Raw genomic sequence first — 17,036 nt, forward strand, 5'->3', positions numbered from 1 at the left:
TGTTGGCGGCGCCACGGCAAATATGTATGGGATTGACTGCAGTAAAATGCTGTCCGAAGGCGGCTGTGCCGATAAAAAATGCCTCTACCCAAGCATATGTAAAAATCTAAACCTGGACCACCGCAGGCAGATTGACCTTTTGCGGAGCATTCATGCTATAGATGGCATCAACAAAGTATTTATAGCTTCAGGCTTGCGTTATGATTTGATAATTGAGGATAAACTTAATGGCTACAATTATTTGAAAGAAGTGGTTGAAAATCATACCTCCGGCCAGATAAAAATTGCGCCTGAACACACCGAGGGACATGTGCTCAAGATGATGGGCAAACAAAACAAGGATTACCTGCATAAATTCAAGCAGATGTTTGACCAGCTTAAGCAGGAGACGGGCAAGAACCAGTTCCTGACGTATTATTTTATAGCGGCGCATCCGGGATGCACGGACCGGGAGATGGAAAAAATGGAAGAATTTATTTCAAAAAATTTAAAGATTAATCCCGAGCAAGTCCAGGTCTACACCCCCCTCCCGTCAACCTACTCCGCGCTTATGTATTATACGGAAATGAACCCCTTTACGAAAGAGAATGTTTTCGTGGAAAAAGATTTAGTAAAAAAAGAAAAACAAAAAGAAATTATCACCGGCGTACCTGCCTTCAAAAAACGCAGGATACTTGAACACAAAAGGCAAAAAGCCCGCCATTTTTATAAGTAATACTATTCTACGCTTGAGGCGTCTAAGGATCGCCAGGCTGCCAGTAAGTTTGGGAGGTAAAATGAAAAAAGGTTTTGTAGATTTACAGATAAATGGCCATCTGGGGAAAAATTTCTCATCGGATACCATTACAGTTGATGATATCCGTTATGTAACAAAAGAACTCATAAAAGAAGGTACTATGGCTTACTGCCCTACAGTAGTAACTAATTCCATGAAAGTTTATAATCATTGCCTTCCCGTTATCGCAAAAGCTATGGAAGAACCTGACCTCAAACCTTATATTTTTGGCATACATATGGAGGGGCCTTTCATTTCGCCAGAAGAAGGCGCAAGAGGAGCCCATACGAGAAAATTCATAATAAAACCGATCCTTGATAAATATAAACATTTTCAGGATTTGGCGCAAGGTAAAATAGTAATGATAACTCTGGCTCCGGAAATAAACGGAACAATAAAGCTCATAGAATATATTGTAAAAAATGAAAAAACTGTAGTTTCCCTAGGGCATCATCACGCGGATGTAGAAACAATCAAATTGGCTTGTTTAAAAGGCGCGAAATGCTGCACGCATCTGGGAAACGGCATTAATAATTCTATACACAGATTCTTAAATCCGTTATGGGCCCAGCTATCCGCAGACTCTCTCTGGGGCATGTTTATCACAGACGGCGTTCATCTGCCTGCGGAATTTATTAAAACTGCTCTCCGGGCAAAAACCCTTGATAGATTTATTGTAACCAGCGACGCCGCATCTATTTCAGGCCTGAAGCCGGGAGAATATAACTGGTTAGGTAAAAATATAGTTATTGAAAAAAGCGGCAGGATAAGCCTTAAAGGGACAGGTTACCTGGCGGGCTCCAACAGTACCATGATAAATTGCATGAATTATCTTGCTTCATTGAACCTTCTTAAAGAAGATGATTTGTGGAAAGCCGGGTTTGAAAACCCGCTGAAACTTATCGGCAGAAAACTTGACGAAAAAAAATATTTAGACCTTCCTGATATTAAATTCAAAAACAAAAAATTCATCATCGAACAATGAATTATTTCTCTACCCTTTTTAACTTCTACAATAAATATGACAGCAGGCTGTGGGTGATTTTTTAACCCGCCTGATATTTGTTTTCAATAATTTTATTCACTATAGCTATCCATTCTTATCTTGAAATCTTCAATACTTTATACCTGATTTTTCCGTCGCGCACTTCAACCACAGCCGTATCGCCTACTTTGCAGCCTAATAACGCAATGCCTACAGGAGACTGGTAGGATATTTCACCTTTATCGTAATCCGCTTCCGCGCCCGAAAGCAGCCTGTATTTCACTTCTTCCTTGGTATCAATATTCATCAACTGGACAAAAGACCCGACACAAACTTCATTTTCGTTCATCTTAACATCTTCAATGATTTTCGCCCAGCTGAGGGTTGATTCAATATCAGTTATTCGGGCTTCATTCATTCCCTGGGCTTCCTTCGCCGCATGATAACCTACGTTTTCCTTAAGGTCGCCCTGCGAAATAGCTTCCCCTACTGTTTTGGACAACTCTCTTCTTTTTACTTTTTTGAGATGCTCAAGCTCGTCAGATAACTTTTTATGCCCGGCTCTGGTTAAGAATACTTCGTTTTTTGCCATATTAAAAACCTCTCTAAGAATTTCTACTTTACTGCCAGTTTAAATTATACAAATTTATAAAGAAGTATCAAAATAATCCCAAAACCGCTGCCTTATTGGTTTTGGGATTATTTAGATTTTCCGCTGCAGCAACTGGGGCCGCAGGGTGTTGCACTGCCGGTAAGCGCGCCTGCAATAATTGCCGCCGCGCAGCCAACCCCGGCATTTACTTCCAAGGCTCCCTCCGGGCAATTTTTCGCGCACGCACCGCATTCCATGCAGGCATCTTTTTCTTTTATAAAAGATTTTTTATTTTTAATTTCAAAAACTTCGTGAGGGCAGACTTCAATGCACTTTCCGCACCCATTGCATTTTTGGGCATTCAGTTTTAATGTTGTAACATTTTTAAGATAATTGAGTTTCATCTGTTATCTCCTATTTAAATAATGATTATTTGAAAAACACAATTTTTCGCTCCTACTCGATATTTCCCATACGCCTAAGGGTAAGGACGGTTCAAAAATCTAAAATTGACAAACTCCTCCCTACGGTCGTCAAACATGTCAATTTCTTAACGATTTTTTCACCTAAATATCTCAATGTCGCTCAAAACCGTGTTTTTCAAATTACTTAATACTTTTTAATGCTAAGATAATTACCGCAACTACCAGCACCCCTGCCTGCAAGGGCACCGCAAACTTCATCTCTTTCTTTACACCCGAAAATGAAGTATAAGTAGAAGCTCCCGTAAAATTCATCAGCATAAATGAAGCTAATGTTGTCATCAGAAAAAGAGAACCAGCAATACTTAAAACACTTTTACCTGTAAATCCAAAAATATACGCTATTATGAAAACTATCAACCCTGCAAATACACCCTTCATAAAAAATGCCCGCCCGGGCAGCCAAGGCAAAAGTAAAGGGCCTAAGATAGTCCCGCCAAAATATGCAAGTAAAATATTCGCGCATAAATTATACTGGGAAAATGCAATAAGTATAACTGAAGCAATAAAAAGGTATTTAAAACCTAAAGCAAATTCAGCCGCCACCAATTTTGATCTATCCACAAATGAAAAATTCACCCTGCGCATTTCAGGTGTTGCTTTAAATCCGGCTTTCAAAAACTCCGGTATGTCTTTAGCCCGTACCGGCCCGTATATCACATTAAACCCAGTCTCTTCCTTTATTATATGGGCCGCTATGCCAACTGCACCTAATTGAGGAACTATAAGCTTTTTTTGATTAACAACTTCATTAAGTTTAGTTATAGAAATACGCTCGATCAATTCCTGGGTTCCGAAAGTTCCTTCACCTGCCGCGCACCAGACATTTATTCCCTTTGTATCAAGAACCAGTATCCAGGCATCCATGCCGGATAATTCTTTCCGGAGTGAATCAAAACTCAATTTATAATTTGCTGATACAAACACATTTGAATTTGTTGAAGGTGTTCCAATAGCATATAAACCCGGTTGGACTTTATAATTTGCCCTATTTATAGTCAGCCGGGCCATAATGGTCCCTAACTTATCAGCTAATCCAGTTTTAGTTGAAACTTTTGGAACATCCATAATATCTCCTTTTTATCCAAAGAGCCACCGACACTAACCCTATTAAAACAGGCACTTCAACTAACGGGCCTATTACCGCAGTAAATGCCACTCCGGAATTTATGCCGAAAACAGCGATTGAAACAGCAATTGCCAATTCAAAATTATTGCTTGCAGCAGTAAAAGACAAGGTCGCGGATTTTGAATAGTCCGCTCCCGCTTTTTTGCTCATATAAAATGAAAGCAAAAACATAACCACAAAATAAATAAGCAGAGGGATAGCAATCCTGATTACATCAAGCGGTATTTTTACAATATATTCCCCTTTTAATGAGAACATAACTACAATTGTGAATAAAAGCATAATTAAAGTCAGAGGGCTGATTTTCGGGATAAATTTTGTATGATACCATTCTTTGCTTTTAACTCTTATCAGTACAAACCGGGTAATAAACCCTGCAATAAATGGTATGCCCAAGTAAATAAAAACGCTTTTGGCGATTTGTTCTATTGATACGTTTACAACCGCGCCTTTCAACCCAAACCATCCCGGTAAAATTGTAACAAATACCCAGGCATAAACAGAATAGAAAAAAACCTGGAATATTGAATTAAATGCCACCAGCCCTGCGCAATACTCCGTGCACCCATAGGCTAACTCGTTCCATACTATTACCATAGCGATACATCTTGCGAGCCCGATCATTATTAAACCAACCATATACTCCGGATAATTATGCAAAAAAATGATTGCAAGTAAAAACATCAGCACAGGCCCTATTACCCAGTTTTGAATTAACGATAAAGTAAGAATTTTTTTATCCTTGAAAACATCTCCCAATTCTTCATACTTAACTTTTGCAAGCGGCGGATACATCATCAAAATCAATCCTATGGCTATCGGTATGTTTGTTGTTCCTGACTGGAATTGATTCCAAAAACCGGCTATCCCGGGATAAAAATATCCCATGGCCACACCGATACCCATCGCAATAAAAATCCACAACGTTAAAAACCTGTCCAGAAACGATAATTTTTTCATTTTCCTCCTTAGCACCCCATGATATACGCTTGGAAGTATATGGGGTGTCATTTTTTTATTAAATACACCCCTCCGATAATAACAAGAATGCCGCAGATTTTTTTTACTATTACGGCGCCTTTTGATTTTTCGTTCCAGTTAAGATAATTTTGGACTGCTTCAGAAAATGTTCCTGCAAATACTATCACGGAAATGTGGCCCAGAGCGTAAACCAAAACGAGAGAAACTGCAAAAATGAGATTGGAAGCGGCAACCGAAAAAGCCACCCCGAGAATCGGCGCCATATAGGCGAATGTACAGGGACCTAAAGCAATTCCAAAGATCAATCCTAAAGTGAATGACGCAAACAACCCTTTTTTCGAAAATCCCGGCTGGCTAATCCCGGAATTTAAAAAAGGCAAAGGTAGTATGTCCATTAAATATAAACCTACAACAAAAAATATCGCTGAAACAAAATAATTTCCAAACCTGCCTATATCCCCAAGCATTCTGCCCGCAATTCCTGTCAATAGGCCTAGCGCACCCATGGTTATCAGTACGCCTGTTGAAAAAAATAAAGAAATCAAAAAAGCTCTTTTAACAGAAACCTTGCCCTGGCCGTTTATAAAACCGACTATCAGCGGTATGCTGGATAAATGGCACGGGCTCAGGACAACGCTTAAAATTCCCCAGATAAAAGACCCGAACAATGCGATGTGAGGCGCTGATTGTAAAGTTCCTGAAACCCAGGTAAAGATTTCCAATAACATCACTTCACTCCCTGTTTTTTTAACAATTTTACAATGTCTTCTTTAGGAAAAAATCCTTCGTGCCTGAAAAATTCCTTACCGCTTTTGTCTAAAAAAACCTGGGTTGGTATTAATTGTATCCCATATTTTTGAGCATAAGGATTCCCTTCATTTGTCTTAACGTCGTAAAAAATAATCTTCACTCCCTTGTTCCCGTATTCTTTCTCAATTTCCGCCATCACAGGCTGCATCATTTTACAGGGAATGCGGGTTACCGAACCAAGCTCAACAAAAGTTACTAAGGTATCAGGAAGTTTCTTCTTTTTAATTACTTTTTGAACCTTTACTGTGCTTGTTGATTTACTAACATTTTTTGTTAATGCAAAAGAATTTGAAAATACAAATAATAAAACAAAACTTGTGATTGTAATAGCCTTAAACATGGTCGAACCTCCTTTTATACTTCTAGATAAAAACCGACGGTACTTTATATCCACACGATTTGAGCACTCTCAAGAGTTCGTCTCTCTTTTCGTTATAATTTCCGGAAAATAGTTCAGAACACAGCATAAGACTTGCTTGTTCCTGGGCAATTTTCACCGCAAAAGCCATGCAGGTAAGCTCACCGCATTTTTTGCAGTTCGTAACTGGAAGCAGTTTATAAATATCTATGGTTGTCAGCCTTTTGCGCCTTTCAAAATTTGGTTTTATTGAATCCTTTTTTTCATAAGTATCATTCACCAGGGTTTTAAACCATTTTATGATTTCATGGGCATCATTTTCATCAATAACTTTCCCCGCAGCGATCTGCCGGGCCTGCACACCAATCATCCTGTCTTCCTTTTTAAGCGTCAGGTTATGCCCTTCATGATTATAAATAGCACCTTCAATAACAGTATTTAAATACGGCATAATTTCCGAAATATCAGTATCCATTTCAGCAATAAACCTTATCCTTGAAGGCATGGCAATGCACGGAGTGACACTGATTATTTTTATTTCATTTAAAAAAGCCATTTTCAATTCTACTTGCCGCCTATCCACTTTTTTATTTCTTCTTTCGAAGGAAGCCGGCCCGTAACTACCACCTTGCCGTCAACAACAAGAGCCGGCGTCATCATCACGCCATAATTCATAATGTCGTTGATTTTTTCTACCTTGCTTATTTCAGCCTTTATCCCTGTTTCATTTACAGCTTCAGCAACCAGCTCCATTAATTTTTTACACTTCGGGCACCCTGTTCCTAAAATTTCAAGTTTCATCCCCGCCTCCTTATTTATTTCAGTACAAAATTAAACAGATATCCCGTAAACATTATTCCCAATCCGACTATTGTTGCAAATAAAACAATGAGCCTGGTTTTCATAACCGTTTTTAATATCATGAATTCAGGCAACGACAACGAAGTAACCGCCATCATAAATGCCAGAGTAGTTCCCATTGATACTCCTTTCTCAGTTAGTGCGCTCACTAAAGGAATTACACCAGCCGCATTTGAATATAGAGGAATACCTACAAGAACAGCAAATGGCACTGCATACCATTTGCCGGCGCCGGCATACCTGGCTAAAAAATCAGCAGGAACATAGCCATGAATCCAGGCTCCCAGGCCGACACCTATTAATATATAAGGCCATACTTTCTTTAGTATTTCCAGGGTGTACGCTTTCGCGTAATTAATTCTGTCTTTCCAGTCTGGTTTAGAAACCAATTCCTGATAAACACCGTTATTTTCAAACACGAAATTTTTCACTAATTTTTCAACCTTAAGTTTTCCTATCACAATTCCTGATAAAATAGCTATTACAAGGCCGGAAAATACATACAGTGTGGCTATTTTCCATCCAAATAAACCTAAAAGCAACACCAATGCTACTTCGTTAATCATCGGCGACGAGACAAGAAAGGAAAAGGTAACCCCAAGAGGCACTCCTGCGCGCACAAACCCAATAAAAAGCGGCACCGCGCTGCATGAACAAAAGGGTGTGATTATCCCTAATAAAGCGGCAAGAATATTTCCCAGGAGTTTTTTCTTACGGGAGAGTATTTGCCTGACCTTCTCCGGAGGCATGAAAGACCTGGTTATGGAAATGACAAATATGATGACAATCAAAAGAAGGAATATCTTGATTACATCATAAATAAAGAAACTTACCGCTTCCCCCAACAATGAAGCGGGAGCAATAGAAAATATTTTGTAAGTTACCCAACCAGCGAATATCTTTAACACTAAACTCTCCCTAATTAACCTAACTCAAGCAAATCAAATACAATATCCTGCAGATCGGCGATACCTGCGCCTGTTTTTGCGCTGGCCCAGATAACAGCTTCCGGCACTACCAGCAGGTCTAAAGCCAAGGCCTGGCGCTGGTCATCATTTTTATCCGGCGCAACCCGGTCAGTTTTATTCGCAACTACCATATAGGGCAAATCCATTTCGTTTAACCACTCAATCATCTGGCGGTCAAGTTTTGTAACCCCTACGTATGCATCTACCAGCACAAAAATTGCTTTAAGCGCCGGTCGCCCGGAAAGATAGTGCTGAAGCATACTGTGCCAGTTGTCTTTTTCATCCTTAGAAACAGCCGCAAACCCATAACCCGGCAAGTCGATAATCCATTTGCCAGGTTTTACTGAGAATACATTTATTGAGCGTGTTCTTCCTGGCGTTTTTGAAACATTAGCAAGCGAGCGCTGGTTGCAAAGCGCATTTAAAAGCGAGCTCTTGCCTACATTGGACCTGCCTACAAAAGCAACTTCTGCCTGTGATTCACCAAGTTTCTGCTGCGCATTAACGCTCATAACAAATTTTGCCGCATTAAAAATATCATTTTTTTTCATACACCCACCCGCTTTTCTCTTATGGCTGTTTAACTTCAAATTGTTTATTTTTGAGATATAATTCCATCAGTCCTGCTATCAGGATAAATACCGGCAGTGTAAACAGGGTCCTTAGCAGGGAAAATTTTAACCCTAAAAATCCTATTTCAAAAGTAAGCATCGGTATTTTAATAGTTGAAAATGCGCCAATATAAATGAAAATGTTTTTTATACTGCACCCTTTCTTCCATAATAAATTCGGCCTGTCTGCAATCAGTGATAAAATCAAGACAATTAAAGTTGAAATTAAAAGTATTTTTATTTTATTTATTCTGCTTCCTTAAACTGGTCGGATTTGAGCTTTTTTCTGGTGTCTGCTGAAAGTGTATTTTTTCTCATGCGGATGGAAAGAGGGGTGACTTCTACCATTTCATCGTCCTTTATGAAACTGATGGCCTGGCCCAGCGTCATTTTTCTGGCGGGAGCCAGTACGCAGATATAATCGGAAGTAGAACTTCTCATGTTGGTAAGGTTTTTTTCCTTGCAAGGATTTACAGCCAGGTCATTATCCCGGCTATGCTCGCCTACTATCATTCCTTCATAAACCGGATCACCCGGTACAATAAACATGGTGCCCCTGGGTTCAAGGTTATGCAACGCGTAGGTAACTGCTTTGCCCTCGCGGTCTGCAACCAGCGAACCTGTAGTGCGTTTGGAAAAACTGCCTCTATATTCCTCGTAACCTTTTAAGTAGGAATTAATTACACCGGTGCCCGCTGTATCTACAATAAATTCATTGCGGTAACCTATCAGCGACCTGGAAGGAATAGTAAATTCCATACGCACCCTGCCGGTGCCGTGGTTAATAAGATTATCCATCTTTGCTTTTCTGTTGGATAATTTCTGAGAAACTACTCCGATACAGCTGTCGCTGCAATCAATAAACAAACGTTCTATAGGTTCGAGTAATTTACCGTTTTCTTTCTTATAAATTATTTTCGGAGAGCCGACATTCAGTTCAAAACCTTCCCGGATCATCGTTTCTATCAAAATTTCCATCTGAAACTCGCCCCGGCCTTTTACTAAAAATGCATTGGAATCCTGGGTACTTTCAACCTGTATGGCGACATTAAGAAGCGTTTCCTTCGTTAGCCTTTCATAAATTTTTCTGGATTGGACTAATTTCCCTTCCCTTCCGGAAAAAGGCGAAGTATTCACGCAGAATAACATTGACATGGTCGGTTCGTCAACGCTGATTCTCTGCAGGGCTTTGGGGTTTTCTTTTGTGCAAATAGTATCCCCAATTTTTACGTCTTCAATGCCCGCAAGAATTACAATATCGCCTTGTTTTACTATTTCAGTTTCTTTTAATTCTACTCCGTTATAAGTCTGGACCTTTGTCACTTTTAAAGGTTCTATTCTATTGCCCTCTTTCAGACAGACAAGCTTATCGCTGTTTTTTGCTGTTCCGTTTACTATTTTACCGATTGCCAGCCGCCCGAAATAATCTGAATAACTGAGGTCACAAACTAACATTTGAAAAGGCTCTGCAGGATCATATGAGGGAGCAGGAATATGCTTTAAAATAGCGTCAAAAAGTATATGAAGGTCCTTACCAGGCTCGTCAACTTTTTTTTGCGCTATTCCTTCCCTGCCTATTGAATAAAGCACAGGAAAATCAAACTGTTTGTCTGATGATTCCAGGTCCATGAACATCTGGTAAATTTCGTCAAGCACTTCCGGAGGGCGGGCATCTTTACGGTCAATTTTATTTATAACTACAATAATTTTTTTATCGGCTTCCAGGGCTTTCTTTAAAACATACCTGGTCTGTGCCAGCGGCCCTTCGGAAGCATCCACAAGCAGAATTGCTCCGTCAGCCATTTTTAAACCCCGTTCCACTTCGCCTCCGAAATCAGCATGGCCGGGTGTATCAATAATATTTATCTTTACATCTTTCCACAAAATGGAGCAATTTTTTGCAGTGATGGTTATTCCGCGTTCCCGTTCAAGGTCCAGGTTATCCATTATGCGCTCGGGAGTGTCTTTTTCCTGTTTGAGCGTTCCGCTTTGCTTAAGCATGTAGTCCACAAGTGTGGTTTTGCCGTGGTCAACGTGCGCAATGATAGCAATATTCCTGATGCTTTCGTTTTTTTTCATTTTAGTTATTGTTCTTTGGTTGGGTATGTCCGCCAATTATATCAATTTTTTGAGGAAGTACCTAAATATTTTAAAATTGTATCTTTATTTTATGCTCGCCGGCAGGAAGTTTAACAGAAAAACCCATTATTGAAGGATAATCTTCCTGCACCTTTTCTCGCCTTCCATTTTTGCAACCTCCTTTTATTAGGCGGCTGCTACATCATATAAACTTTTCTAGGCGTCTATCAAATAGGGGAAGGCTCGCACTTTTGTTTGTCATTTTTCTGACTCTTTATAAACTAAAAATATGACAGTGCTTAAACCCTGGATTATTTCCGGAAACCGCTTAAGGCTTACTTTTTGAGAATGGATTAGATTATTTATTTTATCCCAAACTGCAGGCATGGATTTCCAGGATAAAGCTATAATAGCGCCAACCCTCTGCGCGCAGTGCGCGGATATTCCTAATCTTTGAAAAGGACTAAGTATATTTTTAAATCCGGCTGCTAATTTTTCAGGAGCTGTGGTTTTGATTAAAAGAGATGAGATTGACATGAGAAGTATTATTCTTAAAACAAACCGGGTTCCTGCGCTTAATCCGTCTTGAGTGAAATTGAAAAATACCGGCAAAAGAAATGAAGCAGCTAAAAACAACCACATCTTACTGATTTCCTTTATATAATCCACAAGGGAAAGTTCTGCAATTACATAGCCCGCAAATAAAAAAAACAGTAAAAACAGATAAAGGTAAATGTTTCCTGTAAATAATATACAAATGCCTGCAAAAAACGCTATAACAATTTTTATTTCGGGTTTTAGATCATGGATAAACGAGTCTCCGCCAATATAGCTTTTATACTTAAACGAATTACTATTTGCAATTTCTTCTTTTAGGGTTGCTTCTATTCCAATATTGTCAGCCAGGTTTTTACAAACCCTGGAGGCAATTAAACCGTTAATCCATCCCATAATTACGGCGCTCAGGCCCAGCCAGGGCAAAAGATAAAATATTTCCTTCTGATTTATCAGAAAAAAATATACAAATATTATCTGTGTAAGGTTGTGAGTTACCGCACCCAGCAGGCTTATACCTGTCAGGCTTAAAAATTTGGTTTTTAATTTTAAAACCACTTTATAACAAGCGCCCATTACAAGAGTGCTGGTTAAAGCCCCAAAAAAACTTAAAAAGAACGATGGAGATAAAAATGTACCAAGGACATAGGAGCTTATTATAGCTCTTATTACTGCAATTTCAAGAGCAGGCCCAAAACCCATATCAACCAATGCTATAAGGGTTATGATATTAGAAAACCCTAACCTGACGCCGGGTATTGGGTGCGGAAACATGGACTCTACAATCTGCAGTACAGAAGCGCAGGAAACAAGCATAGCAATTTTTTTGATTTGAATATTTGATGAGTTATCCATTATTTTTAATAAGCTACTGCGTCACAACTATTATCTTCAGATTTGCCTATAATCTTTATAAACAATCTATTCGGCAGGCAGGTAATCGTCTGGTACGGGAACGAAATCCAACCAACATGCTGGCAAACTTTCAAGGGACATGAAACCTTTGATATTCTGATTTTATTATTCTTTACTTCAACTTCAATATTAGTGCCTTCGATAACAAAATATTTTGTGCTTGAAACGGGCATATCTATTTCTTTAACCAAAACGTTGTCCTTGTAAATTAAAGCCTTCTTCGCATCCGTTTTATTGGCTTTTAAAGGCACACTGCCGGCAATACCTAGAATTAAAATAAGTACAGCCAGCATGTAATCGAATTTTGCCGGCTTAAATAAATATTCTTTATTCAATAATTATACTCCAGTTTCATTTTTTTCAGGCCGTCCGTAAGAGTAACGACTGTTCCTTTATTGGTTTCACTTATTATCAAAGCTTCAGTATCGGGAATAGTTTTTATAATCTCTAATCCCCTTTTTACGCCAAGCGCAAAAACAGCTGTAGCCATTGCATCTGCAGCGATGGGCCCGTCAGTCAGGATAGTGGCACTGATAATTCCTTTGGCGGGGTTTCCTGTACGTGGATCAAATATATGATGATACCTGACCCCATTAACGAAAAAACACCTTTCGTAATCTCCCGAAGAAATTATTGTTTTATCATTGAATCTGAAAACCGTTACCAATTCTCCTGGCTTACGCGGGTGCTGTAAACCTATCTTCCAGGGCCGGCCTTTAAAAGCCCCTCCCATAACCTGTATATCTCCTCCCAGGTTAACCATCGCTTTTTTTATTCCGTTTTCTTTCAGTTTTTTTATTACCATCCGCAGAGAATATTTTTTGGCAATTCCGCCCAGGTCAATTTTCATGCCAGGTTTCAATAAAAACACAGTAGACTTGTCTTTATTTATGATTACATTTTTGTAGTTCACCAGCGGCAAAACCTTTTTAATTTCGCCGGAGGCAGGCAGGCGCAGATTGGAATTATTAAAACCCCATAAGGATCCAAGGGGCCCTACTGTAATATCAAAAGCTCCGCCGGTTAAATCAGAAATTTTTATTGATTCTTCTATGAGATTAAATAATTCTTTATCAACAACAACAGGCTTTATTCCAGCATTTTTATTTATCTGTGAAACCTGGCTGTTTTTTCCGTAACCGCAAAGGCTGTCTATTCTTTCGATTTCTTTAAACGCTTTGTCAATAGAAATTTGGGCCGGGGTTTTATCGGGACTGATTACAGTTATTTCACAAACGGTATCCATCAAAAGTTTTGTTTCTTTATAGGATTTTTCACCGCATCCGCTTATAGAAATAACGGCTAAAAAAATGGGAAACACCCTATAACTAATTTTTAACATAAAATTTAACTTGTGCCCGTACCTGTCGCCAATCATCCCAAATACCGGCGCCATGAGGCAAATGAATACAAAACTAATTGAATAAATTATGCTTGACCAGAATTCAAGGCTTTGCCCGTGCGGGACGCCGACTGCTCTTACATAAAAAGGTAAAAATGGCAGGACACTTGTTAATCCGGCGTTGGATATGAATATTAATACGGCCAGGGCAGATAAATTCTTTTTCCAGACTTCCATGACTAATAAGAAGTTCTCTTTTTTGGGAAGGCGCATCGTCCATGTCTACTGTTTTGTTACTTTGATATACTTTCTTTAGTGTTCCTTCCTCCATATCCCTTAAAATATCTGTCCAGACATATTCAACTTCTCCAACGATTACCGCGTCCGCAAGCAGGAGGCATTCCTCAGGCAATAGGCTTGGATGAACACCGCCAAAAATAACTTTTGCGCCCTTTTCTTTGAATTTACCTGCTATACTGTAAACCTGCTGTGAAGTGAATGTGGTTACAGTTATACCAATCAGGTCAAATTTCTCGTTGTAAGGGATTTCATCCCAATCAGCGTCGACAACTTTAACTTCATGCCCTTCCCTTTCGGACAGCGCGGCAATAATACCGAGATGTAAAGGGGTAAACTTTATATTATTTAAAAACCTGTATAGTCCGCTTCTAATGAACCATTTTGGCTTAATAAGCAATATTTTCATTTTAAAACAGCGAACTCCAGGGTTTGTTCTTTTTAATAAAATCAATGAATTTTAAGGTGTTATTGTTCTGAAGTTTTTCATGTTCCGATACGGTATTTTCATCAATAGGTTCAAAAAAACAGGTATGGTCTTCGGCAAGGTAATCCCCTGTTTTATAGTAGGCGATAGCGCGGCAACCCCCGCAGGTGTGTTTATACCGGCAAATTCCGCATTTCCCTTTGAGATTATTTCTATCCCTAATTTTGTTCATTATTTCGTTTTCCGCCAGAATTTTTGTAAGCGGCTGTGTTTTAACATTTCCGCACATTACTTCACTGTCGAGCAGATGCACGCATGGAGAAACATCGCCCTCCGCGGAAATTCCAATAAAACCCTTTGCGGCCTGGCACCCAAGCTGGCCTATTTCGACTTTAAGTTCTTTCCATTTATTTTCAAGGAATTCCGGCGAGGCAAAAAACGGAGCGTAGCTTACATAACTTAAAGGATACTCCCTGAGCGCAGGATGAATAATATTTTTCATGTCCTCTTTAGTAAAAAGGAGTTCCGGGTGGGCTTTTCCCATCCCGCGGGGAACAAATGGCGACCTTAAAACCGGGATCCCTTGTGATTTCAGGAATTTTACTGTTTCTTTAAGCGTGGCAAGGTTGTTTTTGCTTATTGTGAGAATAAAGAAAAAATTAACCTTCTCTTTTTGGCAGAGTTTCGCCGCTTTAACTATTGTGTTCAGGCTGTCATCCCTGCTCCATTTGTGCGTATCCGGGTTAAGCGAGTTCAGGGAGAAAACAAATATGGTTTTATCTTCCGTTATTTGTTTTATTTTCTTTACTGTTTCCTTTTCAAGGAGTTTTCCGTTTGTATTTATGAACGACCACAGGCCTTGCTTTGCGGTGTATTCCAGTATCTCAAACGCGTCTTTTCTTAAAAGATGTTCGCCTCCGGAAAAAGCTATTGCCGCGTTTGGGCAGTATTTTTTCACTTCATCTATGACTAGGTCCTTTATTTCATCCGTGGATAATTCGGCGGCATGGGTTTTTTTTGAAGGTCCGGGGCTTTTTGTCATGCAATAACGGCAATTGATATTGCACTGGCGGGTACTTTCAAAATAGCAAAGAAAAAAATTTTTTTGTTTCGCAGTCATGTTTATTCCTTTTGCTTTCTCAGTTCTATCAAATACTCTGGAAATTATTCTAGATGATATAAAAATACTACCGAATTATCAATGTCGCTTTACTTTGTTAATCAAGAATTAAAAAGGAATCCAATCTCGCGCGGTAGTAGATGATGCAGGCTATGGCAGCGGAGATAATTATAAATCAATAAAAGATTTGGGAATGAAGGCGTATAAAACCGTATTAGTCAATGGAAACTAAATAAAGATATTGAAATAAATATCGAGAGGAATGCTCCTACTGCTAAAAAAGGCCCAAAAGGTATGTAATCGCCCCATTTTTTCTTGGAAAAAAGATAAATTAAGGCAACCGAAAATATAGTTCCTGTCAGAGAACCTAAAAAAAGAGTTAATATTACTTTTTGCCAGCCAAGGAATGCGCCAATTGCAGCGATAAGTTTTATGTCGCCTTCACCCATGGCATCTTTTTTGAAGTAAAGTTTCCCAAAAAAACCTATCAGCCCTAATAGCAAAACCCCTGCAGCTATACCCAACAAGGACTCTAAAATTCTATTGAGGATAGAATAACCTAAAAACGAGTTGAAAGTAGAGAAAATAAGGCCTAGAAATATAAGAAGAAACGAAAATATATCCGGTATGATACTATGGTGAATGTCTATCACGGAAATTATCAGGAGCACAAAAACAAACAAGCCATAAATTAAAAAGAGTTTTAAGCTGTGAAATTTTAAAAAAACAAGAATTAACAGGATTGATGAAAGTATTTCTACTAGAGGGTATTGGATGGATATCTTTGTTTTACAGCTTGAGCATTTACCTCTCAAAAGAATAAAGCTTATTACCGGTATATTGTGGTACCATCTGATTTTAGTATTACAGGTTGTACAAAAAGAACCCGGTTTTACTATTGAAAGTTCCTTGGGTACCCGGTAAATCAGTACATTCGCGAAACTACCCAGGCATAAACCCAAAATCGCAATGAAAATTAATGAAAGAATCATTTGTTTAAAAGTTAAAAAAATAAGAGGGGAGCTTTGACCTTCCCCTCTTATTCATGTTCTCAAGTAACAAAAATTAGAATGAACTCCAGGCCGAACCTGTTGCCGCATTGGTGTTGTCTTTGTGGAGACTGCAATTTACGCAGATATCTCCCCAGTTGTCCTCGGTGCTAGTGTTCTCGTAGTTCCAACCGCTTGTGTCGATAGGCGCTAATACGCCTGCTGTAGTGTCCGCTCTAACTGTTGCTATTGGATCAAGATGCGAACCCGGGCATACAACGTCCGGAATCTTTTTGATGTACTTCGGTACTAAGGTAGCGGTCAAAGTATCTACCGGGTAAATTCCGTCATTGTCAGAGTAATAAATGTTCAAAGTTGAACGCAGGGTTCCAAGGTTTCCTTTGGTTCTGCCTTCTTTTGCTTTGTTGACAAACTGCGGAATACGCGGGGCTATGACTGCTGCGAGAATACCCAGAATCACGATAACTACCATCAACTCAATAAGGGTAAAACCTCTTGACTTTTTCATGTGTTTTCACCTCCTGGGTGGGCAATTATTTGGGATTGTATGCATTATTCCCATTTCCCATCTGAATATATTATAACCGATAAAGCTGTATTTGTCAATTGGTCGCATCGCGCCATGTATAATGTAACCCTACGGTTAGATATCGCGCCATCTAAAAAGGTAACCGTAAAAAACAAATATTTGGAGGTTACATTATGGGCAAAAAAAGTAAACTTGAGTATTTCAAAGCAA

General features: G+C 39.2%; 21 protein-coding genes. 3 read left to right on the top strand and 18 right to left on the bottom strand.

Annotated features, from left to right (window positions below; all coding sequences use genetic code 11):
• Positions 1-715: YgiQ family radical SAM protein (locus KKH91_01935; GenBank protein MBU0951577.1), on the top strand; the 715-nt coding region annotated here is incomplete at its 5' end.
• A gap of 61 nt (positions 716-776) precedes the next feature.
• A complete protein-coding gene (locus tag KKH91_01940) occupies positions 777-1,760 on the top strand; it encodes an amidohydrolase family protein (protein ID MBU0951578.1) in 984 nt (327 codons plus the stop codon).
• 115 nt (positions 1,761-1,875) lie between these two features.
• On the opposite strand, the gene greA is transcribed toward KKH91_01940, so the two are convergent.
• From greA to KKH91_02030, 18 genes are all read right to left on the bottom strand, one after another.
• Entirely contained in the window at positions 1,876-2,352 is a 477-nt protein-coding gene (greA, locus tag KKH91_01945; protein MBU0951579.1) for a transcription elongation factor GreA, read from the bottom strand.
• Positions 2,353-2,459: 107 nt separating this feature from the next.
• Positions 2,460-2,756, bottom strand: a complete 297-nt coding sequence (locus tag KKH91_01950; protein ID MBU0951580.1) for a 4Fe-4S binding protein — start codon at positions 2,754-2,756, stop codon at positions 2,460-2,462.
• 201 nt (positions 2,757-2,957) lie between these two features.
• Positions 2,958-3,902, bottom strand: coding sequence for an acetyl-CoA synthase subunit gamma (locus tag KKH91_01955; protein ID MBU0951581.1), 945 nt, complete (start codon positions 3,900-3,902; stop codon positions 2,958-2,960).
• Entirely contained in the window at positions 3,877-4,923 is a 1,047-nt protein-coding gene (gene arsB / locus KKH91_01960; protein MBU0951582.1) for an ACR3 family arsenite efflux transporter, read from the bottom strand. The genes KKH91_01955 and arsB overlap by 26 nt, the downstream gene beginning before the upstream one ends.
• 47 nt (positions 4,924-4,970) lie before the next feature.
• The gene (locus tag KKH91_01965; GenBank protein MBU0951583.1) at positions 4,971-5,672 is read right to left on the bottom strand and encodes a cytochrome c biogenesis protein CcdA; all 702 of its coding nucleotides are present in this window, start codon (positions 5,670-5,672) and stop codon (positions 4,971-4,973) included.
• Positions 5,672-6,094 carry a thioredoxin family protein gene (locus KKH91_01970; GenBank protein MBU0951584.1) on the bottom strand — a complete coding sequence of 141 codons (423 nt, stop codon included), beginning with the start codon at positions 6,092-6,094 and terminating at the stop codon, positions 5,672-5,674. Before KKH91_01970 ends, KKH91_01965 begins: the two co-directional genes overlap by 1 nt.
• A 22-nt stretch (positions 6,095-6,116) precedes the next feature.
• Positions 6,117-6,695, bottom strand: a complete 579-nt coding sequence (locus KKH91_01975; GenBank protein ID MBU0951585.1) for a Fe-S cluster protein — start codon at positions 6,693-6,695, stop codon at positions 6,117-6,119.
• Positions 6,677-6,913, bottom strand: coding sequence for a TM0996/MTH895 family glutaredoxin-like protein (locus KKH91_01980; GenBank protein MBU0951586.1), 237 nt, complete (start codon positions 6,911-6,913; stop codon positions 6,677-6,679). The genes KKH91_01975 and KKH91_01980 overlap by 19 nt, the downstream gene beginning before the upstream one ends.
• 14 nt (positions 6,914-6,927) lie before the next feature.
• Positions 6,928-7,881, bottom strand: coding sequence for a permease (locus KKH91_01985; protein ID MBU0951587.1), 954 nt, complete (start codon positions 7,879-7,881; stop codon positions 6,928-6,930).
• Between the two features lie 14 nt (positions 7,882-7,895).
• Positions 7,896-8,492: a ribosome biogenesis GTP-binding protein YihA/YsxC gene (gene yihA / locus KKH91_01990; GenBank protein ID MBU0951588.1), complete on the bottom strand. Its 597-nt coding sequence runs from the start codon at positions 8,490-8,492 to the stop codon at positions 7,896-7,898.
• Positions 8,493-8,511: 19 nt separating this feature from the next.
• Positions 8,512-8,760 carry a hypothetical protein gene (locus KKH91_01995; GenBank protein ID MBU0951589.1) on the bottom strand — a complete coding sequence of 83 codons (249 nt, stop codon included), beginning with the start codon at positions 8,758-8,760 and terminating at the stop codon, positions 8,512-8,514.
• Between the two features lie 38 nt (positions 8,761-8,798).
• The gene (typA, locus tag KKH91_02000; GenBank protein ID MBU0951590.1) at positions 8,799-10,640 is read right to left on the bottom strand and encodes a translational GTPase TypA; all 1,842 of its coding nucleotides are present in this window, start codon (positions 10,638-10,640) and stop codon (positions 8,799-8,801) included.
• 249 nt (positions 10,641-10,889) lie between these two features.
• Positions 10,890-12,041, bottom strand: a complete 1,152-nt coding sequence (locus KKH91_02005; protein MBU0951591.1) for a Gx transporter family protein — start codon at positions 12,039-12,041, stop codon at positions 10,890-10,892.
• Positions 12,042-12,046: 5 nt separating this feature from the next.
• A complete protein-coding gene (locus tag KKH91_02010; protein MBU0951592.1) occupies positions 12,047-12,436 on the bottom strand; it encodes a NusG domain II-containing protein in 390 nt (129 codons plus the stop codon).
• Positions 12,433-13,680 carry an FAD:protein FMN transferase gene (locus KKH91_02015; protein MBU0951593.1) on the bottom strand — a complete coding sequence of 416 codons (1,248 nt, stop codon included), beginning with the start codon at positions 13,678-13,680 and terminating at the stop codon, positions 12,433-12,435. Before KKH91_02015 ends, KKH91_02010 begins: the two co-directional genes overlap by 4 nt.
• 470 nt (positions 13,681-14,150) lie before the next feature.
• On the bottom strand, positions 14,151-15,287 hold the full coding sequence (locus KKH91_02020; GenBank protein ID MBU0951594.1) for a radical SAM protein: 1,137 nt from the start codon (positions 15,285-15,287) through the stop codon (positions 14,151-14,153).
• A 218-nt stretch (positions 15,288-15,505) separates the two neighbouring features.
• Positions 15,506-16,279 (bottom strand): prepilin peptidase, encoded by a 774-nt coding sequence (locus KKH91_02025; protein MBU0951595.1) that lies wholly within the window; start codon positions 16,277-16,279, stop codon positions 15,506-15,508.
• 73 nt (positions 16,280-16,352) lie between these two features.
• Positions 16,353-16,805, bottom strand: coding sequence for a type II secretion system GspH family protein (locus KKH91_02030; GenBank protein MBU0951596.1), 453 nt, complete (start codon positions 16,803-16,805; stop codon positions 16,353-16,355).
• Positions 16,806-16,844: 39 nt separating this feature from the next.
• Here KKH91_02030 and KKH91_02035 point away from each other — a divergent pair.
• A partial coding sequence (locus KKH91_02035) for a hypothetical protein (protein ID MBU0951597.1) occupies positions 16,845-17,036 on the top strand: 192 nt, incomplete at its 3' end.

The organism is Elusimicrobiota bacterium (assembly GCA_018816525.1).
Taxonomy (GTDB): Bacteria; Elusimicrobiota; Endomicrobiia; order CG1-02-37-114; family XYA2-FULL-39-19; genus OXYB2-FULL-48-7.